Annotated in this window: 16 protein-coding genes; 6 read left to right on the top strand and 10 right to left on the bottom strand. The window is 47.5% G+C overall.

Features of this window, described 5'->3' with window-relative positions; translation table 11 throughout:
• Positions 1 to 36 precede the first annotated feature (36 nt).
• The 3 genes from AC0KUT_RS14110 to AC0KUT_RS14100 all read right to left on the bottom strand — a co-directional run bounded on the left by AC0KUT_RS14110 (position 37) and on the right by AC0KUT_RS14100 (position 3,039).
• Positions 37 to 861, bottom strand: a complete 825-nt coding sequence (locus tag AC0KUT_RS14110; protein ID WP_488830897.1) for a hypothetical protein — start codon at positions 859 to 861, stop codon at positions 37 to 39.
• Positions 862 to 1,210: 349 nt separating this feature from the next.
• Complete coding sequence (locus AC0KUT_RS14105; protein WP_488830895.1) at positions 1,211 to 2,584, bottom strand: family 43 glycosylhydrolase; 1,374 nt, start codon at positions 2,582 to 2,584, stop codon at positions 1,211 to 1,213.
• Positions 2,585 to 2,892: 308 nt separating this feature from the next.
• On the bottom strand, positions 2,893 to 3,039 hold the full coding sequence (locus AC0KUT_RS14100; RefSeq protein WP_488830893.1) for a hypothetical protein: 147 nt from the start codon (positions 3,037 to 3,039) through the stop codon (positions 2,893 to 2,895).
• Positions 3,040 to 3,720: 681 nt separating this feature from the next.
• Between AC0KUT_RS14100 and AC0KUT_RS14095 the strand changes: the two genes are divergently transcribed.
• Together AC0KUT_RS14095 and AC0KUT_RS14090 are read left to right on the top strand one after the other, a co-directional pair.
• The gene (locus AC0KUT_RS14095) at positions 3,721 to 5,667 is read left to right on the top strand and encodes a glycoside hydrolase family 97 protein (RefSeq protein ID WP_488830891.1); all 1,947 of its coding nucleotides are present in this window, start codon (positions 3,721 to 3,723) and stop codon (positions 5,665 to 5,667) included.
• A gap of 53 nt (positions 5,668 to 5,720) precedes the next feature.
• The gene (locus AC0KUT_RS14090) at positions 5,721 to 7,694 is read left to right on the top strand and encodes a family 43 glycosylhydrolase (protein ID WP_488830889.1); all 1,974 of its coding nucleotides are present in this window, start codon (positions 5,721 to 5,723) and stop codon (positions 7,692 to 7,694) included.
• A gap of 139 nt (positions 7,695 to 7,833) precedes the next feature.
• On the opposite strand, the gene AC0KUT_RS14085 is transcribed toward AC0KUT_RS14090, so the two are convergent.
• From AC0KUT_RS14085 to AC0KUT_RS14055, 7 genes are all read right to left on the bottom strand, one after another.
• Positions 7,834 to 8,556 carry a FadR/GntR family transcriptional regulator gene (locus tag AC0KUT_RS14085; protein ID WP_488830887.1) on the bottom strand — a complete coding sequence of 241 codons (723 nt, stop codon included), beginning with the start codon at positions 8,554 to 8,556 and terminating at the stop codon, positions 7,834 to 7,836.
• Between the two features lie 309 nt (positions 8,557 to 8,865).
• A complete protein-coding gene (yjfF, locus tag AC0KUT_RS14080) occupies positions 8,866 to 9,822 on the bottom strand; it encodes a galactofuranose ABC transporter, permease protein YjfF (protein ID WP_488830885.1) in 957 nt (318 codons plus the stop codon).
• The gene (locus tag AC0KUT_RS14075) at positions 9,815 to 10,834 is read right to left on the bottom strand and encodes an ABC transporter permease (RefSeq protein ID WP_488830883.1); all 1,020 of its coding nucleotides are present in this window, start codon (positions 10,832 to 10,834) and stop codon (positions 9,815 to 9,817) included. Before AC0KUT_RS14075 ends, yjfF begins: the two co-directional genes overlap by 8 nt.
• A 24-nt stretch (positions 10,835 to 10,858) precedes the next feature.
• Positions 10,859 to 12,355 carry a sugar ABC transporter ATP-binding protein gene (locus tag AC0KUT_RS14070; RefSeq protein ID WP_488830881.1) on the bottom strand — a complete coding sequence of 499 codons (1,497 nt, stop codon included), beginning with the start codon at positions 12,353 to 12,355 and terminating at the stop codon, positions 10,859 to 10,861.
• A gap of 165 nt (positions 12,356 to 12,520) precedes the next feature.
• Complete coding sequence (locus AC0KUT_RS14065) at positions 12,521 to 13,465, bottom strand: ABC transporter substrate-binding protein (RefSeq protein ID WP_488830879.1); 945 nt, start codon at positions 13,463 to 13,465, stop codon at positions 12,521 to 12,523.
• Positions 13,466 to 13,507: 42 nt separating this feature from the next.
• Positions 13,508 to 14,278 carry an SDR family NAD(P)-dependent oxidoreductase gene (locus AC0KUT_RS14060; protein ID WP_488830877.1) on the bottom strand — a complete coding sequence of 257 codons (771 nt, stop codon included), beginning with the start codon at positions 14,276 to 14,278 and terminating at the stop codon, positions 13,508 to 13,510.
• Positions 14,279 to 14,288: 10 nt separating this feature from the next.
• Positions 14,289 to 16,064 carry an IlvD/Edd family dehydratase gene (locus AC0KUT_RS14055; protein ID WP_488830875.1) on the bottom strand — a complete coding sequence of 592 codons (1,776 nt, stop codon included), beginning with the start codon at positions 16,062 to 16,064 and terminating at the stop codon, positions 14,289 to 14,291.
• Between the two features lie 317 nt (positions 16,065 to 16,381).
• Between AC0KUT_RS14055 and AC0KUT_RS14050 the strand changes: the two genes are divergently transcribed.
• The 4 genes from AC0KUT_RS14050 to araA all read left to right on the top strand — a co-directional run bounded on the left by AC0KUT_RS14050 (position 16,382) and on the right by araA (position 21,488).
• Positions 16,382 to 17,386 carry a glycoside hydrolase family 43 protein gene (locus tag AC0KUT_RS14050; protein WP_488830873.1) on the top strand — a complete coding sequence of 335 codons (1,005 nt, stop codon included), beginning with the start codon at positions 16,382 to 16,384 and terminating at the stop codon, positions 17,384 to 17,386.
• A 120-nt stretch (positions 17,387 to 17,506) separates the two neighbouring features.
• The gene (locus AC0KUT_RS14045; RefSeq protein WP_488830871.1) at positions 17,507 to 19,189 is read left to right on the top strand and encodes a ribulokinase; all 1,683 of its coding nucleotides are present in this window, start codon (positions 17,507 to 17,509) and stop codon (positions 19,187 to 19,189) included.
• Positions 19,186 to 19,878: an L-ribulose-5-phosphate 4-epimerase gene (locus AC0KUT_RS14040; RefSeq protein WP_488830869.1), complete on the top strand. Its 693-nt coding sequence runs from the start codon at positions 19,186 to 19,188 to the stop codon at positions 19,876 to 19,878. Before AC0KUT_RS14045 ends, AC0KUT_RS14040 begins: the two co-directional genes overlap by 4 nt.
• Positions 19,879 to 19,970: 92 nt before the next feature.
• Complete coding sequence (araA, locus tag AC0KUT_RS14035; RefSeq protein ID WP_488830867.1) at positions 19,971 to 21,488, top strand: L-arabinose isomerase; 1,518 nt, start codon at positions 19,971 to 19,973, stop codon at positions 21,486 to 21,488.
• The last annotated feature ends 2 nt before the right edge of the window (positions 21,489 to 21,490 follow it).

Raw genomic sequence — 21,490 nt, 5'->3', positions numbered from 1 at the left:
AAATCCCGAGCATCGCGATAGGCTCCAAATGCCTTGTCATATTAATTTCTTATAATCCTCTATACTCATTAAATTTATATTTGGAAGAATAGATTCAAATAATTTGTCATTGCTGACCATAATACTGTCATGACTGAATAGATACACAGTATGCAATATATCTAACCAGTCATTTTTAGCTGCGTTTTCTCTTAAACAATTCTTTTTAAGCTCATATGTATAACTTGAAAAGAAAAAAAGGTCCAACTTGTCATTGTAAATTTTATGTATTTCATCATTAGTCATGCTCGCATCATCAAATAAAATATGAAAATAAATAGGAGCAGATCTTAATTTTTGATACTCCATCGCAATTCGTGATGCATGAACCCCTTCCGGTAGATTTTTAACACCTATAGGAATATCAACTTTAGGTTGGAGGAACATAGTTTCGAGATCTAGCTGAATATATTCAGGCTCCGGTTTTGGACGAACATAACAATCATTCGACTTCATTTGAAAATCTAATGTATCACGTTCATAGCTCTTGACTAAATCATCATAAGCTTTAAGTCCAGTCGAATCTTCAGCAATCAAACCACCTAACTTATTGGTTATGATATTGGTTTGATCTCTGGATATATCGCCTGAAAATCCAGCCTTCATAATTTCAAACGGCATAGCCTCAATTATGCCAAGATCCACCTCTGCTAGAGCAGTTAATATACTTTTTCTTTTTTGGCTATCTGAGCGCTTATCAATACCTTTCATCAATTCAAAAATTGAAAATATGGATGTATAAGATTGGCGCAATAATTCTTGGTTTTGTTGAATTTTTCTTCCTAATGCACGTAATGCGTTAGTTTCTAAGTAGTATTTCAAAAAAGCTCATCCCAATTAATATATCGAAGTTCAGCGGCAGTTAGTAAGCTGAGGTTTTTTTGGCTATTTTATACGAAGAAAAATTACAAAAGGAAAACTTACTAACTGTCCGGCACCTTAGACGCAATCTGAACATCAAGCCTAATAATTTTTACAAACTTCCGCTTTGGGCACTAAACCGACCTTTACGCTAGCCCAGTCGAAATCTATTGTCCATTACGTCACATAACAGTCAAAAGCAGGCTTTAAATTAACCTGACTCTCCCCCAACGCCCCAGGCTGTGTTTACTCGGGGCTAGCTCATTGAGTGTTTCACTGCGTAGTTCGCGCCCCTGCTTATGAGATGAACTTATCGAAAACTTAGCCAATCTACCTCGATGGCATCGCCACCAGTTTGCGTAATAACAATGTTGCGCACACCTTTTGGAATCTTTTTGGCAGTGGCACTCGACATTTTCCAATCAGTTGATTTGCCAATTTTCACACGGCCCAGCAAGGGTCCATCTTGGCTATCCAAGTGGATTTCGAGTGTGCCGCTAGTGCTAGCTTTAGCACGCAGCTTGATTGTTTTTTGCTTACCCCGACCAAAGTCAACCTCATTGAATCCTACCCATGATTTTGTGGTGCCAAATGTTGTTTTCCAACCTGCATGTGGATTGGCTTGGTCAATAAATGAAACCGCAATGCCTTCGGCACTTTTTGCGCTGTAGCGATCAATTTGAATCTCGCTTTTGGCATCTACCAGTCCAACACCGCGCAGTGTAGGTGTCACTTTTTGGATGGTGCCATCGGCATTGAAGAACAGCTTATCGGCGCGAATCGAACGATTTTTGTCGAAAGCAGGTGACAGATCTCTATCGTGGTAGAAGAGATAGGACTGGCCTTGCCAATCGAGAATGGAGTGATGCACTGTCCAGCAACCGCTTTCGGATTCATCGAGAATCACGCCGGCTTGTTTGAACGGGCCCATGGGTGAGGTGCTGGTCGCATATTCCAGGCGTTCGATCTTATTCTCCACGTGCGGATAGGTCAGGTAGTAAGTGCCCTTGCGCTCAAATGCAAAAGGTCCTTCCAGTAATCCTTTGGTGGGTAGATTGTCGATAGCCATGGGCTCGCCATCGATCTCCGTCATATTGGGTTTGAGTTTGGCGACGTAAATCTTGCCTAAGGAGTAATACAGGTAAGCTGTGCCATCTTTGTCGATTAGCACGTTAGGGTCGATTCCCAGCACGCCTTGAATGTAATTAGGCTGAGGTTTGAAAGGGCCGTAGGGCGTGTCTGAAACTGCTACACCAATTCTAAATTCTGGAGGCTTGGCATCGGGGCTCTCTGTCTTGCCGTCACTTTTGGCAATGGCCGGGAAGTAGAAATAATATTTTCCATCTTTGAATACACAGTCCGGGGCCCACATTGCATAGGCGGTAGGGTCGGTCCACTCCACGCTGGTTTGCGCGACGATCATGCCGTGATCTTTCCAGTCACTAAGGTTGTTCGATGAGAAGACGTGATAGTCCTCCATCACAAACCAGTCGGGTTTTCCTTGGTATTCCGGTGGGGCTTTAATGTCATGGGAAGGGTAGACATATATTTTGCCGTCGAATACCCGCGCAGTCGGGTCGGCGGTGAATTGATCCATGATCAAAGGATTAGTCGCAAAGGCTGGTGTGGTTTTCAGGAAGATAGCAACACCGAGGGTCAGTAAGTAGCCTAGAGAATGTTTCATGCTTGCCCTTTTAAATTCGCATTAGTAGAAGAGGGCACAGAGTGCCCACTCGCACAAATATTGTCAAAATTCAGCTGAATACTTTTAGGTGCTATACCTTTGGCGAGAGTGGACATTGATGACGGTGGAGTTTTATAGATCTCAAGCTCCTAACCTGCTTGGCGCTGGAGCCTAATGGGTGCATGGCTCGCACTGCTCGGTTGGTTTATTGGGTGATGTATTAACGCAATATTTGCCGCGTTACTTTCCAGGTAAATTAGCAATAAAAAAACCCTGCCATTCTGTGAATGGTGGAGCTTGCGGTTAAATCAGTAAATGCCAGCAGCCTGCGAGATATTAAGCCGCGGTAAGTCGTTGCCGAGAATAATCTCAAACACTGAAAGAATAATCAGAATCAGCAGTATAACGAACAACACTCGCACGATTTGGCCGACAGGGGCGGGCAGTGGCAGCATGCTCACTAGCCATCAAATAAGCCCGAAAACTACGACATAATCGATAGGGCTAATAATGACCTAAATGATGTTTCCTTTGATTTAACTGTAGGTGCTGAGTAGAAGCTTATGGTTTGTACGGTAAATTGGCGTTTATACAGTGGTAGCGGATAAATAGAGCCTTGAGTGGTGTATGCCCACGTGGACGGTTGCCAGCAGTGCGTTAGCGAATAAATGGCATAGGGCGCTGTTTTTATATCCCTACTTAAGAAAGGTAAAAAACCTCAAAAAGCCTTGGTTTAAGGGGCATTTTCTGGGTAAAATCAATTTGTCTTATAATAATAAGGGTGATGGGTTTGCATTTCTGCCCCATAACAATAATTACAGGTGTTCACTATGTTCATCTCCATGCCTGCAGACCTTGGCCTATGGGTACTGAAAGTTGCCACTTCGGCAGCTACTTGCGGCGGTTTAGTGAATTCGCGCTATCAATGTCTGTTTGGCAAAACGTGCCGCAGTTACTCTCATTCATGCGGGGGAAGAGAATAGTAAAGCTCAAGGGTGAGCTTCTGGAGTGCTGTTTAGATGAAGGGCGCTGCTTAGATTAAGGATGCTGTTTAGATTAATGTTTTTGTGATTAACCACATTGCTGCGCTGCTGATCCGGCGCGGTCGATTTTTATAATAAGGGTGAGTGTGTGCTATGAAAAAAATAAGCAAGTGTTGGATTGCATTGGGTGTGTTGCTGCTAGGCATTTGTGGTTTAGGGGGCTGTAGCAAGTCTGCGCCTGAGGCGCTAACTAGCCCCAACCAGCAGCTCAATGTAAAAGTATTTGTTACCCAAGCCAAGGCATTGGCCTATTCAGTCGATAGCGCAGCGCAGCCCGTTATTCTTGAGTCTGCTTTGGGTTTAGCGGTTACTGATGCGGATTTTACAGCGGGTATCACACTTGAGTCGGCATCGCCCATTAGCCAAGTGAATGACAATTACACTATACGCGTGGGTAAGAAGCACCAAATTGATTACAAGGCTAATGAACAAACCTTTGTGATTAAAAATGCACAGGGCAATCGCTTGAGTGTTATTTTCCGCGTGTCCGATGATGGCGTTGCGTTTCGTTATGCCTTGACCGATGCAGGCATCGCTCACAAACAATTTGTGAAGGAAACGACTAGCTTCCGTTTTGCCGAAACTGCCAAAGCTTGGTTGCAGCCTATAGCAGTGGCGCAAACCGGATGGAGCAATGTAAACCCTTCCTATGAAGAAAATTATCAAATGGGTATTCCTGTAGGCACAGCTTCAACACTGGGTGCTGGCTGGGTGTTTCCCGCATTGTTCAATACTAATAATCGTTGGGTATTAATTTCTGAAGCGGGTATGGATGGCACTTGGCACGCCTCGCGTTTAGCCCATGATTCCAGCCACGGCGAATATAAAGTTGATATTCCTCAAGCGCCTGAAGTGTTTACCGATGGTGCACTCTTGGCGAGCGGCACCGATAAATTAATTTCGCCTTGGCGCATTCTGGCTATAGGCGATTTGGCGACCCTGATGGAATCAACCCTAGGCACCGATGTGGTTGAACCTGCTGTTGCCATGAATCAAGATTTTATTAAACCCGGCCACTCCTCATGGAGCTGGGCAATATTAAAGGATGACTTTACTACCTTCGAAGTACAGAAAAAGTTCGTCGATTACGCCGCTGATATGCGCTGGGATTACACCTTAGTAGACGCCGATTGGGATAAAAAAATTGGCTATGAAAAATTACAAGAATTGGTGGATTACGCCGCGCAAAAAAATATCGGCATATTAGTTTGGTATAACTCTTCAGGCGATTGGAACCTGACTCCCTATAGCCCCAAAAGTGAATTGCTTACTCATGAGCAACGCAGCGCTGTGTTTTCGCGCTTGCAAAAAATTGGCGTCAAGGGCGTTAAAATTGATTTCTTTGGCGGCGATGGCCAATCCATGATTGCCTACTATGTCGATATATTAAAAGACGCCGCGCAGCATGATTTGTTGGTTAATTTTCATGGCGCTACGCTGCCACGGGGTTGGCAGCGCACCTATCCTAACTTGATGTCTATAGAAGCCATAAAGGGTTTTGAATTTACTACGTTTGCGCAGGCAGATGAGGATGTCGTTGCTCAGCATGTAGCTGCGGCGCTGTTCACGCGCAACCTGTTTGATCCTATGGATTTTACGCCCATGGTGTTTGGCGACATTCCTAATATTGAGCGTGCAACCGAAAATTCTTTTGAGTTAGCCGAGTCGGTATTGATGGTATCTGGCATACAGCACTTTGCTGAAATTCCCGAAGGTATGGCAACTGTGCCTGAGTATGTAAAAGACTTTTTGCGCGAATTACCGCGCGAGTGGGACGACGTAAAATTCATTGACGGTTATCCCGGAAAGTTTGTCGTTATTGCGCGCAGAGCGGGAGATGTCTGGTATGTAGCAGGTATTAATGCCGAGCAGGGCGATAAAAGCCTAACGCTCGATTTAGGTTTCATGGGCGCTAAGCAGGGCACACTTATCACCAGTGGCGACACTGAACGCAGTTTTAGTCAGCGCGCTATAGATAGCAAAACGCCGGTAACACTCAGTGTGCGACCCAGTGCTGGTTTTGTAATGGTTTTAAAATAGTGTATTGGCTCAGCCAAAAAACTATTTAAAAGATGTGAATTCTGAGAGGAAACATGAAAAAAATATTACCCATATTATTATTGCCTGTCATGCTTGTGGGCTGCGGCAAAGAAAACACACCGGTGGTTGGGGCTAATTCTCCTCAGGTAAGCGCAAGTACACCTCAGATAAGTAAGAGTGAGAATGTAAAGCCGCAGGCTGAAAGTGCAGCGCAATCGCGTCAAGAAGATGAGTATCTCAATAGCTTTACGAATCCTATTTTCCCCAATGGCGCTGATCCGTGGTTGGAATATTTTGATGGTAACTATTATTTAACGACGACTACCTGGACCTCGCAGTTGGTGATGAGAAAATCACCCACTTTGGCGGGCTTAGCTAAAGCGACCCCCATTCATATTTGGTCGGAAAGTGAATTAGAGCGCTGCTGTAATTTTTGGGCGTTTGAATTTCATCGGTTAAATACGCCTAAAGGGCCGCGCTGGTATGTGATGTATACCTCTGGTATTGCAGAAAATTATGATCGCCAACATTTAAGTGTGATCGAGAGCCAGGGCGATGACCCGCTTGGCCCTTATACCTATAAAGGTTCGCCTATGCCGGATATTTGGAATATCGACGGCAATTATTTTGAACATGAAGGGCAGCTGTATTTGTTGTGGTCGCAGTGGGTGAAGGACGAGCAAACTATTTGGATTTCTAAAATGTCTAACCCTTGGACGGTGGAAGGCGAAAAGGTGATGATTTCTCATCCGCAATATGATTGGGAATTTTCAGGCATGAAAGTCAATGAAGGGCCAGAAATTATTAAACGTAACGGCAAAACGTTTATGGTGTATTCGGCGAGTTTTTGTAACACCCCGGATTATAAGTTAGGCCTTATAGAATTAACCGGCAGCGATCCTTTGAGTGTGGCGGCTTGGCATAAATATGACCAGCCCGTATTCAGTAAAGCCAATGGCGTTTATGGCCCAGGCCACAACGGCTTTTTTAAATCACCCGATGGCACAGAGGATTGGTTGATCTATCACGGCAATGCGAGCGAATTGGAGGGCTGCAGTGGTACGCGCTCACTGCGCGCGCAAAAATTCACCTGGCATGATGACGGCACGCCAAATTTTGGTGAGCCAGTTGCGGCAGGCGAGCCTGTTGTATCGCCTGCGGGTGAAAATGGTCCATTGGTTACGCAGGTGCAAGGCACGCGTGTGAATCTCGTCAGCAAAGCTAACAATACTTGTGTGCAGGTAAGCAGCAAGGGTAACGTTGATGCTGCCAGCTGTTCGGCAGGTGAAGCGGCAAACTGGAATTTAGATTACACCACCGAGGGAAAATATCGCTTAGTGAACAGCGCTGGGTTATTTTTAACCGCAGGCGGGGCGCAGTGTGTTGCAGCGAATACTGCAGGCCTGAGTGTCGCGCCTTGGCATAATCAAGCGTGCCAAGAGTGGCAAATACAACCACATTTACAAGGTTGGGTGAGTTTGATTAATGCGCAAACGAAAAAGGAGCTGCGTTTTGCTAATTGCATAGAAGCAACGTCTAAAGAAACGAAAAAATCGGTTGAAGATGTACCGCTCTTAGTTGAAGAAAAGCAGACGTGCGTGCAGTGGCGAATAGCCCCTACAGCGGAAATTGCCATAACCAGCACTCAAAGTGGTAAGACGGTGACATTGTCTGGTACCAATGTTGAGCAGGATGAATGGCGCAATGGAGCAAATCAGCGCTGGCATTTTGTTGCGGCAGAGGAAGGCTATTTTTATATCGAGTCAGTTGCCAAGCCTAAGCAGTGCATCGCCATTGCGCAGAAATCAGTTGTACCAGGCAGCAATGCTGAAGTGGCGGCATGTGCGGAGCAGCAGAGCCAATGGCAAGTGGAGTTTTTAGTGGATGGCACGGTTAAACTTGCGAACCGAAAAAGTAATTTGGTGCTGGATTTAGCCAATGGCGGCTTGGCGAATCACACTAACTTTGCGCAAGCTCAGTGGTTGAACAGCCATAGTCAGCGCTTTCAATTAAAACCGATTCAATAACGCGCGAGTATCGAGTGCGGCCATTAGCAATGGCCGCCATAACAACGGTTTTTAACCATATGTAGAAAACCCCATAAAAAAAGCAGAACTCAGGTTCTGCTTTTTTTATGGGGTTTTCAGCGCTTAGATTAGGTTCGATCTAGCTCGGCAGTTTTTCTTGCTTAATGATTTCATCTTCAATGAAGTTTAGTGCTTCATCAACGAGGGCCAACATAGATTGTTTGGCGCGCTCTGAATTGCGGCTTTTAATCGCGTTAAAAACTTTAGCATGATCTTCGATGATGCCTTCACGGTTGCCTTTAATGGGGCTGGTATGGCTAATACTTACGCGCAGGGCGGTGGAGATGAAATCGCGCAGGCGAATATAAAAACGGTTGTTGCTGGCGTAGAGGATGCTGACATGAAAGGCTATGTCTGACTCTAAGTCTTCTTGGCTATGCTCTTCGGCGACGCGCATACGCTCAAGCGCATGCTCAATGGCAGCGAGCTTAGTGTCATCGGCATAGCGAGCGGCGAGGGCCGCGGCTTCGGGCTCAATGGCAATTCTCACCTGCAAAAACTCTTTCAAAACTTTTAAGGTGGGGCGACTTTTTAAGGTCCAGCTTAATAGGTCAGGGTCAAAAATATTCCACTGATCTTCTGGCAAAATGCGAATGCCTTGGCGCGGTTTGCTGGAGATAAGCCCTTTCGCGGAAAGCATTTTAACGGCTTCGCGCACGGCGCTGCGGCTTACACCAAACTTTTCGCAGAGCTCTGCTTCGGTCGGTAGACTGTCATCGCTATATTCGTTGCAGATAATGGAGCGACCGAGCTCCTGCACCATACGTTGAGAGAGATTAAAGTTGCGATCGAGAACAGCCATCAGGTTAATGTCCAATTAAATAGAAGATCGCTGCAGAGTAACGATTTATTATTGATAATACAATCTGAGAATACCAATTAGCGTACTCGGCGCCATTACATCCTTAGCGGTGAATACGTATCATTTGTGAGTTAAGCGTTTACCTAGGGGCTTTCTCGATTGACTCTGCCAGCGCTGAGTTGCTGAACGCGTACAAATCCTTTCTTCTCTCGTCTTCGCTTAAATACAGGCCGTTAATATCGCCGCCTTGAACGCTATTATAAAAAAGCCCAGAGGTATAAGTTCTGGGCTTCTTAATAATCATATTTATTATTTTGGCCGCGCGCGCACCAAGAGTTGTTGGAGTGCGATGAAGCAGAAGAGCAGTAGCCCAATAACAATTTTTGTCCACCAGCTGCTCAGAGTCCCGTCAAATGATATATAGGTTTGCACGACACCCATAATGAGTACGCCAATCAGTGTGCCGAACATGTAGCCATATCCCCCGGTGAGCAATGTGCCGCCTATAACCACTGCCGCGATTGCATCCAGTTCTACCCCTACGGCCGCGAGTGAGTAGCCGGAAAAGGTATAAAAGGAATAGACAATCCCTGCGAGCGTTGCGAGAAATGCGCTTATGGCATAGATGCGAATGGTGGTCTGCGCGAGTGGAATACCCATGAGTGCGGCTGAATTTGCATCGCCACCCACGGCGTAAACACGCCCGCCAAAACGTGTGTAGTGGGCGACTATAATCGCGCTAAATAACACCAGCAAACAAATAATAGTTGAGCTACCAATCCACGCATCGCCCGGTAGCATGAAGCCGAATTCTGCTACTTGATAATAAAAATCATGCTCAATAGGAATAGACTCTTCGCTTATCACACTTGCTAAGCCGCGCGCGAAAAACATACCGGCGAGCGTTACAATAAATGGTTGCATTTTGTAGTAATAAATAATCGCACCCATGATGGCGCCAAAGGCGGTGCCGCCGATAAGTACCACGGGAAATACCAGTAGTGGGTGCCAGTGATACTGGCTGATTAGCACACTGGAGACAACGCCGGTAAGCGCAATAACGGCACCGACTGATAAGTCTATACCGCCGGATAAAATCACAAAGGTCATCCCCACTGCGGCGATAATTAAAAACGCATTATCGCTGAGCAGGTTAACGAATACCCGCGAACTGCCAAAGCCTTCAAATTGTGCGGAACCTATACCGAATAATAAAAAGAACAAACAACAGGTAATGGCGAGCGGAATAAATTTAGGATTAAGCACGGTTAATCTCCTTCTTGTTGCTCCAGAAATTTAACTGGCTTAACTGTTGTTGAAAGCGAGGCGACTGCATAAGTAGCACAATAATAATGGCACTGGCTTTAATCAGCAGATTAAACTTTGGTGGGATGCCGCTTAAGATAATGGTTACGGTCAGTGTTTGAATAATGATGGCGCCTATGATCGCTAAGAGAATTGAAAAGCGCCCACCCATTAGTGATGCACCACCAATAACAACCGCGAGAATGGCATCTAACTCTAACCATAGGCCCGCATTATTGGCATCGGCCCCCTTAATGTCGGCGGCGGCAATCATACCGGCAATGGCTGCACATAAGCCGGCTACGGTATAAACACTGAGTTTAATAGCGCGCGCATTTAAACCCATGTAATGACTGGCTGAAGGATTTGCGCCTACCGCTTCAATGTATAAACCCAGCGCCGTTTTGCGTGTGAGTAATTGCACCAACGCAAATGTAATAATTACGAGCACTACAGGGAAAGGCAGGCCAAGGAAATCGCCAGTGCCTAAAAAAGCAAAACCTGAATGATCGAAGGTGACTACCTGACCTTCATTAATTAATTGTGCAATACCGCGTCCGCCCACCATTAAAATTAATGTGGCAACAATGGGTTGGATACTCATATAGCCCACGAGAAAGCCATTCACCATACCGGCGATTAAGCCCGCAACTAAACCTGCACCAATAATAAGTACTAAGCTATCTACACCTTTGGTTATGTAATAGGCGCTTACTGCACCGGCAATAGCCATGATCGAACCGACAGATAAATCTACACCTGCGGTTGCAATCACCAGCGACATACCAATGGCTAACAGTGCCACGGGTGCCGCGCGATTAAGAACATCGATTAGGCTGCCGTAAAAGCGGCCATCTTTAAATTCAATGGCAAAAAATTCTGGTGCGATTATCGCGTTGATAATCAGCAGCACCAGTAAGCCTGCGCAAGGCCAGAGATAGCGGCGCAGGCTGGGGTTGTTAATAAAATTCATATCTGCCTCAAACAATACTGAAAATTAATTGGCTGCAATAGCTTGCATAATGCGCTGTGGATTGATGTCATCGCCTTGAAGCTCTGCAACTTTTTTGCGGTCACGCAATACCACCACCTTGTTGCTAAAGGCGACAAGTTCCTCAAGTTCAGAGGAGGCGACAATAAGGGACAAACCTTGGTCGCAGAGTTTACGAATGAGGCGAATAATTTCAGCGTGGGCCCCAATATCAATACCGCGTGTGGGTTCGTCCAAAATTAATAATGAGGGGCTGGCGGCCAGCCAGCGCGCGAGAATGACTTTCTGTTGGTTGCCACCGCTGAGCTGCTCAATAGGTTTTTCAATATCGGAGGTGGCTATGTTTAATTCTTTGACATAGCGATTGGCAATGTCTTCTTGCTCAGCGCGCCCAATATATTTCCACCAGCCCTGTTTAATTTGACGGGCGAGAATTATATTTTCACGGATGGATAGTTGGCCGAGAATACCGTCGTGTTTGCGATCTTCAGGGCAGAGGCCAACGCCGGCAATAATGGCATCGCGCGGGCTAGAGAATTGAACGGGTTTTCCAGCAAATAATAGCTCGCCGCTATTGCGTTTATCGATGGCAAACAGCAAGCGGCAAAGTTCGGTGCGGCCTGAACCGAGTAGACCTGCAAGGCCAACGACTTCTCCTCTGCCGAGGGTTAGGTCCATGGGGGCGAGGTTGGTGCTGTTGCCAAGGCCTTTGAGTTCTAAAATAGTATCTTTGCTACTGCCAGCTGTTTGGGGCTTGTGTTCGCCCAGTTCTGCAAGTTCTTTGCCGAGCATGTGGCCAATTAATTCGCTGCGGGTTAAGTGTTCGGTGACAAATTCGCCCACCAGTTCTGCATTGCGCAACACCGTAATACGATCGCACACGGCATAAACCTGATCTAAAAAGTGGGTGACAAAGACTATGCCTATACCTCGTGCACGCAGGTCACGCATGATGCGAAATAGTGACTGCACCTCATCCGCATCGAGGCTAGCGGTGGGTTCGTCCAAAATTAAAACCTTGGCCGACATATCTACGCCACGCGCAATGGCAATTAATTGCTGCACCGCAATGGAGTAACTGGAAAGGGGCTGGGCAACATCAATATCCAAATCGTAACCTTTGAGTAGCTCTTCAGCATCGCGATTGACCTTGCCCCAGTTTATTAAACCAAAGCGGCGCGGCTCGCGGCCGAGATAAATATTTTGCGCCACGGTTAAGTTGGGCAATAAATTAACCTCTTGGTACACGGTGCTAATGCCAAGGTCTTGAGCGTCGCCGGTATTGCAGGGAAATATGGCTTGCCCTTCTAATAGAATATCGCCGCCATCGCGCTGATATACACCGGTCATGACTTTAATGAGGGTGGATTTCCCCGCGCCATTTTCACCGAGTAGAGCATGAATTTCGCCTGCGCGTAGGGTGAAGTCAATCCCTTTGAGGGCGTGCACACTGGGGAATTTTTTATGTATCCCCTTGAGCTGTAAAACGGGAGTTGTGTTCATAGGTTGGTTTTTCTTGTTTAAATTTTATATTTGAATTTTAAATACTCGGAATGCGCCTAGGGTTGAGCACTGAGTTTTGACATTAAAAAACGAGTGCACATCCCTGTGCATTCTTTGGGTCGATTAATACTTGGCGATATTGATTGTTTTCGACCTTTGCTTGGCCTACTTGGCAGCGCGCTGCGTTAATTCTGCGGCAGCATTTTCTTGAGTAAACACAGCGCCGCCCATGCGAATCCATTTTTCAAAATCTTTTTTGCCTGCGCGCGCTTGATCGATAACATCAAAAGCTGGGCCACCCAAGTGTGGGCTAAGCTCTACCGAGACGTTGATTTCACCACTGACAATAGCTTTAAGAGCATCATCTACCGCATCAACTGACACAACCAAAATATCTTTTCCTGGCTGCAGGCCCGCTTCTTTTACCGCTTGAATTGCCCCCAATGCCATTTCATCGTTGTGCGACCAAATCGCGCAAATACCCTTGCCACCACCTTCTGCTTTGAGCATGGTCTCCATTACTTCTTTGCCTTTGGCTCGGGTAAATTCTGCCGTTTGGGTGCGAATAATTTTCGTCTCGGGGAATTTGGCGATAGTCTCGTTAAAGCCTTTCATGCGGCCAATAGCGGCGCTGGAACCAACGGTACCTTGTAATTCTAAAACGCTACATTTCCTCGCCGTATTTTCGACAAGCCACGTGGCCGCGCGTTGACCCTCTAGTTCAAAGTCGGGTGCTATACGGGTGAGGTAGAGCGATGGATTGCTTACGGAGACATTGCGGTCGAGAATGACGACTGGAATACCTGCGCGCTTAGCTTCCATGAGTACGGGTTGCCAGCCTGTCTCTACGACCGGTGCAATTAAAATGGCATCGACGCGCTGGGCAATAAAACTGCGTACTGCCTTGATTTGATTCTCTTGCTTTTGTTGTGCATCGGAAAATTTGAGAGTGATACCGCGTTTTTCTGCTTCTGCTTTTACCGATTCAGAGAAGCTGGTGCGCCAGCCAGATTCTGACCCCACTTGGGCAAAACCTACTGTGAGTGCGCTGGCGCTGGCGCTAATACCAATAGCGGCAGCAAGGGTTAGGGTTTTAAAAAAAGTTTTCATCAGAAATCCTCTTGGTTGAAATCTATCGATTATTGTAAAAAATTAAATCCAGCCACCGTCAACGATAAAATGTTGCGCGGTGCAGAGTCGGCTATCGTCGGAGGCGAGAAACAGTGCCATGGCACTAATATCTTCAGGCATGACCGATTTTTTTAAGCATTGATTGTTGAGAATGTTTTTGGCAGATTTTTCTTGGGTGAGCATAGCGACTTGACGATCCGTCATCACCCAGCCGGGCACCAGCGTGTTAACGCGAATATTATCGCCACCCATATCGCGCGCTAGGCCGCGCGTTAGGCCTTCTATCGCGGCTTTAGAACTGGTGTAGCCGGGCATGCCGCCTTGGGTGGCGTACCAGCTCATAGAGCCTAAGTTGATAATGGAACCGCTGCCCAGTTCGAGCATTTGCGGGTAGACCGCTTGCGCTGCAAAAAAATGATGGCGCAAATTTACCGCAAGGCGCTCGTTCCAATAATCCACTGTCACCTTACGGAAATCGTGACGAGCATCATCGGCGGCATTGTTAATTAATACATTAATAGGGCCAAGGTCGCTGTAAATTTGTTTAATCGTTGCTTGCAACTTAGGAATGTTAAGCAGATTGCAATGATAAAAGCGCGGCGGAATCGTATCAGGTCTATGGCTGAGTTGTTCCACCAGTTTTTCCGCATCTTGAGTGCGAATATCAATAAAACAAACCTGTGCACCCTGACGATTAAATGCCTCTACCAAGTTGGCGCCTATGCCAGAGGCGCCGCCAGTAATGAGCACGACTTTGTACTTTAAGCTGGGGTATTGATTTGTGAGTGTCATGGCCATCACCCTAGTGAGAGTGGCCGGGCACATCGGCGCCGCGACAACCCACTAAAAAATCGAAGTCGCAACCTTCATCGGCTTGCATAACGTGTTCAAGATAAAGTTGTAAATAGCCGCCGCTCTTGTGTTGAACTTTTTGCGCGCGCAAGCGTTCGAGGCGGGCGTTAATATCCTGATCACTGACTTCTAATTCGAGCAGGCCTTGCTCGGCGTCTAATGCAATCCAGTCGCCATCTTGCACGGCTGCAAGGGGCCCAAATTCTTGCGCTTCGGGTGCGACATGCAGCACGACTGTGCCGAATGCTGTGCCGCTCATGCGCGCATCGGAAATGCGCACCATATCGGTAATGCCTTGCTTCAGCAGTTTAGGGGGAAGCCCCATGTTGCCCACTTCGGGCATGCCGGGGTAACCCTTTGGGCCGCAGTTTTTTAATACCATTACGCTGTTGGCATCCACATCAAGATCGTCGTCCATAATGCGAATTTTGTAATGGTCAAAACTTTCAAAGACCAGTGCTCGGCCGCGATGCTTCATTAGTTGTGGGGTTGCGGCGCTGGGTTTTAATACTGCGCCGCGGGGGGCGAGATTGCCGCGCAAAATACAAATGCCCCCGTTATCGCACAGCGGGTTTTCCAACGGACGAATAACCTCGTCGTTGTAGCAGGGCGCCTGGCTGTTGTTTTCCCACAGGCTTTTGCCGTTCGCGGTTAAGCATTTTTTGTGCAATAAGTTGGCGTCGCCCAAGCGTTTTAATACCGCAGGTAGCCCCCCTGCGTAATAAAAGTCTTCCATCAAATACTGGCCAGAGGGCTGTAAGTTTACCAAGGTTGGCACTCGGTGGCCGTAGCTATGCCAGTCGTCAAGAAGTAGGGGGATGTTCAAGCGGCCCGCAATTGCTTTTAAATGTATGACGGCATTGGTAGAGCCGCCAACCGCCGCGTTGGTACGAATGGCGTTTATAACGCTTTCGCGGGTAATTAATTGCGAAATACACAGATCTTGTTTCACCATTTCCACTATGCGCATACCCGATGCATAGGCAAGGGTTTTGCGGCGTGAGTCAACAGCGGGAATGGCAGCGTTCTGCGGTAGCGATAGTCCCAGTGCTTCGACCATGCAGGCCATTGTGGAGGCGGTGCCCATGGTGTTGCAGGTACCGGTGGAGCGCGACATGTCGGCCTCGGCATCCATAAATTCTTGCAGGGTGATTTTGCCCGCTTGGTAGTCTTCGCTCATGCGCCATACCAGCGTGCCTGAGCCAACATCCTTACCTTTGTGTTTGCCGTTGAGCATAGGGCCGCCAGTTACCACTATGGTTGGCAAATCGCAGCTGGCCGCGCCCATTACCAGTGCGGGAGTGGTTTTGTCGCAGCCGACCAATAGCACTACGCCGTCGATGGGGTTGCCGCGAATAGATTCTTCTACATCCATGGCGGCGAGGTTGCGGGTGAGCATGGCGCTGGGACGCAGATTGGATTCGCCGTTGGAAAAAACGGGAAACTCTACTGGTACGCCGCCTGCCTCAAGAATACCTCGACGCACACTTTCAGCCAGATCGCGAAAGTGTCCATTGCAGGGGGTGAGCTCAGACCAGGTATTGCAGATACCTATAATAGGTTTGCCTTGGAAGTGATGCTCAGGTGTGCCCTGATTTTTCATCCAACTGCGGTACATGAAGCCGTTTTTGTCTTGCGTACCAAACCATTGAGCACTTCTCAGGGGTTTGGTGCCTGATGTGTTTGAAGTAGGTGTGGGTAAGCTTGTCTTAGTCTCTCGTCTCATGTGGGGCTACATCGCAAAAGGCCACGGCTATGGCGCAGGTCAGGCTCAAGGCTATTCCTAGCCAAACCAGTAATTTATTATTAATATCATATAATATAAGAGCTGCCTTAGGGGATGACAAGTGCGATTGCCTAGGTTTACACAGTAAATCTGAGTCATTTCCCTCGCGGACAAATCTTTTCGCATCTAAGGCTTGATTTAATTGTAATATAATATCAATATAAATCAACCCCTGTGAGTTTACATGAAATCTGGGGTGTTTTTTTGTTAATTAGCCTCCCGCGAGTGGATGCACTATAAAAAGAAAGGTCATATGTATGAAAGACAAGCCTGTGAAAAATAACCCTATGCGTTCATTCATTCAGTCTTTGGTGGGCGCACTTGGCGTTTGCTGTGCGACTTTTGCGCTAGGGGCGAACCCCATTTTTACTGATGTGTTTACCGCTGACCCGGCTGCCATGGTTCATAAAGGCAGGGTCTATCTCTACGCTGGTCACGATGAAGCAAAAGACAATACCAAGTTTTTTGAAATGCACGATTGGCTGGTTTACTCATCAGATGACATGGTGAACTGGACGGCTCATGGGCCGCGCTTGCATGTGAAAGACTTCGCTTGGGCAAAGGGCGATGCTTGGGCGGGCCAGGTCATTGAAAGAAAAGGTAAATTTTATTGGTATATCACCGCGCGCCACACCGATGACAAGCCCGGTTTTGCGATAGGTGTGGCTGTGGGTGATAGTCCCCTCGGTCCGTTTAAAGACGCACGTGGTACTGCGCTCATCACCAATGATATGACCACCGACACCCCAAACGATTGGGACGATATAGATCCTTCGGTGATGATCGATAATGATGGGCAGGCGTATCTTTTCTGGGGTAATAGCAAGCCGCGCTATGCCAAGCTCAAAGCCAATATGACGGAATTAGATGGTCCTATACAGACGATTCAGGGCTTGCCGGAATTTACGGAAGCAATTTGGGTGCACAAATATAAGGATAATTATTACCTTTCCTACGCTATGGGTTTCCCTGAAAAGCTGGGTTATGCCATGAGTAAGAGCATTACCGGCCCGTGGGAATACAAGGGTATTCTCAATGAGGTGGCGGGCAATACGCCTACCAACCATCAAGCTATTATTGAATTTAACAACAAGCATTATTTCATTTACCACACCGGCGCTGGTCGCCCCGACGGGGGTCAATTCCGCCGTTCCGTCAGTATTGAGGAACTCTTCTACAACCCTGACGGCACCATTAAGCGCATTGTGATGACCAGCGAAGGCGTCAGCGCGAATAAAGCAGCGCCTGCCGCGAAAAAATAGATTCATTACCCAGGACTAACCCCTGCAAAGCAATTGACAGGGGGTGGTCTTGCTGGAACAATATTGTCATACAATATTAATATCCTCTGATGAGGCAATAGTATAAAAATAGGTGGAAATATGACGTCCTACGCCTTGGGGCTGGATTACGGTTCTGACTCGGTCAGAGCGCTGTTGGTAGATGCCCTGACGGGTAAAGAAGTGGCGAGCCATGTGGTTTATTACCCACGCTGGAAAAAAGGTCTGTTTTGTGTGCCTGCAAAAGATCAATTCCGCCAGCATCCCCTCGATTATCTCGAAAGCTTAGAGCAGGTAGTGCAAGGCCTATGGGCTGTGGCACCCGCCAATGCAGCGGCACAAGTGGTCGGCCTAGCCTTTGATACAACGGGGTCTACGCCTATCGCGATTGATGATCAGGGCGTTGCCTTAGCGCTCAAACCCGAGTTTGCTGAGAACCCAAACGCTATGTTTGTGTTGTGGAAAGATCACACAGCGGTAAAAGAAGCTCAAGAAATTACCGCGGCGGCAAGTAAGGCAAACGAAAATTACTTGAAATACGAAGGTGGTATTTATTCGTCTGAATGGTTTTGGGCAAAAACCTTACACGTACTCCGCGAAGATGCGGCAGTAGCTCAGGCTGCTTATCTCTGGGTAGAGCATTGCGATTGGATGTCTGCCGTACTTACGGGCACCACTCACCCGAGTCAATTACGCATGGGCCGCTGTGCAACCGGCCATAAATTAATGTGGCATCAAAGCTGGGGCGGTTATCCACCCAATGATTTTTTTGTCGGCATAGATCCTTTGCTTAATGGTTTGCGCGATAAATTGCCTGCCGCGACTTTCACGTCTGATCAAACCTGCGGCCATTTAATTGCCGACTGGGCGCAAAAATTGGGTTTGCCACTGGGCACTCCGGTCAGTTTCAGTGCGTTTGATTGTCACATGGGCGCCGTTGCTGCCAATGTAAAGCCTGGTGTACTCACCAAAATTATGGGCACGTCCACCTGTGATATTACCGTCGCCACTTATGACGATATTGGCGATAAATGCATCGCGGGTATTTGCGGCCAAGTAGATGGTTCGGTAACACCTGGCTTCGTTGGTTTGGAGGCGGGGCAATCGGCATTTGGCGATCTGTATGCGTGGTTCCGCAATTTAGTGAACTGGCCCGTGGTGAATATTCTGCAGAGCTCCGCTTTGATTGATGAAGCGACTAAGCAGCAACTTGCGCAAGAAATTGAAGACAAAACATTGGTGGCGCTCAGCCAAGCCGCTAGCCAGCTCGCGATTGGCGAGGCAGGTATCACCGCGCTCGATTGGGTCAATGGTCGCCGCACCCCCGATGCGGACCAAACTGTTGCTATGGCAATTGCCGGTTTGAAAATGGGCAGCAGCGCGCCGCATATTTTTCGCGCCTTGGTCGAAGCGACAGCCTACGGTGCACGCGCGATTATTGAGCGCTTTAAACAGGAAGGTGTCGCGGTTAACTCGGTGGTGGCCATTGGCGGCATCTCCAAAAAATCTGACTTTGTAATGCAAACCTGTGCCGATGTTTGGAATTGCCCTATTGAAGTATTAGAGAGCGAGCAGAGCTGTGCTTTAGGTGCTGCGATTTTTGCGGCCGTCGTCGGCGGCGTTTACCCCGATGTTGCCAGTGCGCAAAAAGTAATGGCCTCAAGTGTGTGTAAAACCTACCAGCCGAATGCACAGGCTGCCGCTGCTTATGAAGGCTTGTATAAACAGTATTTGGCGCTGGCAGCCTTTGAAAGTACGGGCGCTGTTAAGGGGGCTGGAATATGAGCTACACCGAATTAAAACGCGAAACGTTTGAAGCTAATATGGAATTAAATCGCCGCAATTTGGTGGTGTATACCTGGGGCAATGTTTCGCAAATTGATCGCGCAAAAGGTGTTATTGCGATTAAACCGAGTGGTGTGTCTTACGAAGTCATGACTCCCGACGATATGGTTATTGTGGATCTGGAAAATGCTGTCGTTGAAGGAAAAATGCGCCCTTCATCTGACACTAAAACGCACACCCATTTATATCGCCATTTTGACAGCATAGGTGGTGTGACCCATACCCACTCAACCTATGCCACTGCTTGGGCGCAAACCCAACAAGCCATCCCCTGTTTTGGCACCACGCATGCGGATTACGCCTACGGCGAAATTCCCTGTACTGCAGTAATGAGCGATGCACAAATAGAACGCGATTACGAAGAAGAAACAGGCGTGCAAATTACCGACTGCTTTAAAACTCGCAGCCCGCTTGAAGTACCCATGGTAATTGTTGCGGGCCACGCCCCCTTTACTTGGGGCAAAAGTGGTGCTGATGCGGTTTACCACGCAGTGATTCTCGAAGAAATTGCGCGTATGGCCTACCTGACGAAAACCCTACAACAAACAACCGCGCCGTTAAAACAAGGCATTGTAGATAAACACTATTTGCGCAAGCACGGGAAAAATGCTTACTACGGGCAAAAATAATATAGTCACATTACTATTTAAAATTTGATTAATACAGAAATCGTAAGCTGAGCTGAAACACTTGGCACACTAGAAAATATTGAGGAATTAACATGAAAATATACGGCGATAAAGAAGTTTGGTTGGTAACGGGTTCGCAAGATTTATATGGCCCAGGTGTATTAAAGCAAGTTGCTGAAAACAGCCAAAAAATAGCGGCGGGCCTTACTGAGTCCAACAAAATTTCGATCAAAGTGATTGCACAGGACACGGTGAAGTCTCCTAAAGAAATTTTAGCGGTATGCCAAGCGGCGAACAGTAATCCCAACTGTGTTGGTTTGATTTTGTGGATGCACACTTTCTCTCCCGCAAAAATGTGGATCGCCGGGTTAAGCGCACTGAGCAAGCCTTACATGCATTTGCACACCCAGTTCAATGCTGAACTGCCGTTTGCTGAGATCAACATGCACTTTATGAACCTCAACCAATCGGCTCACGGCGACCGCGAGTTTGGTCATGTGAGCACCCGCTTGCGTCAAGAGCGCAAAGTGGTTGTAGGTCACTGGGCAACTGAATCGGTGCAAAAACAAATCGACAGCTGGTGCCGCGTCGCTATGGGTTGGTATGCCAGCCAGAATTTAAAAGTCGCACGCTTTGGCGACAACATGCGTCAAGTGGCTGTAACTGACGGCGACAAAGTAGCTGCACAAATTAAATTTGGTTACGAAGTTCATGCTTACGGTTTGGGCGATCTGCAAAAAGTCGTCGATGCAGTCACTGATGAGCAGGTTGCAGCGCAAATCGAAATCTACAAACAAGAATACGACGTAAATTCGGCAATATTTGCCGATGAGCATCAATACCAAATGCTGAAAAATGAAGCGCGTTTGGAGTTGGGTATGCTGAAATTTTTGACCGACGGCGAGTTTGGAGCATTTACCAATTGCTTCGAAAATCTGACTGGCTTAACCAACCTTCCAGGTCTTGCGACGCAACGTTTGATGGCCGCAGGTTTTGGTTACGGTGGTGAGGGCGATTGGAAAACCGCGGCGATGGTACACATCTGCAAAGTGATATCCAAAGGTCGCGCGGGTGGTTCCTCCTTTATGGAAGACTACACTTATCACTTCGGTGCCGTGCATGTAGGTGGTGTGGATCAAGTATTGGGCGCACATATGTTGGAAGTTTGTCCTACTATCGCGGCTGAAAAACCAAAACTGGAAGTACATTTGCACACTATCGGTTGCCGCAATGACATTGCCCGTTTAATTTTTACCGGTAAAGCTGGCCCAGCGCTGTGTATTTCGTTAATCGATATTGGCACGCGTTTCCGCGTGATTATCAACGAAGTAGATACGGTAACACCCGCGCAAGAATTGCCTAATCTACCTGTGGCAAAAGCCTTGTGGGAGCCGCGCCCCAACTTGGAAATTTCAGCCGCAGCTTGGATTCAAGCAGGTGGCGCACATCACAGTGCCTACACGCAAGGTGTAACGGCCGATGAGATTGTGGACTATGCTGAAATGGCCGGTATTGAGGCAGTGGTGATTGGTGAAGATACCACCGTGCGCAACTTTAAAACTGAGTTGCGCCACAACGCTGCTTACTATCACTTGAAAGATGGTGTGTAGTT

The sequence above is a fragment of the Cellvibrio sp. 25HG11W-0 genome (genome assembly GCF_057815475.1).
Note: the sequence above shows the minus strand (reverse complement) of the source record. Positions and strands in the feature narration are given on the sequence as shown.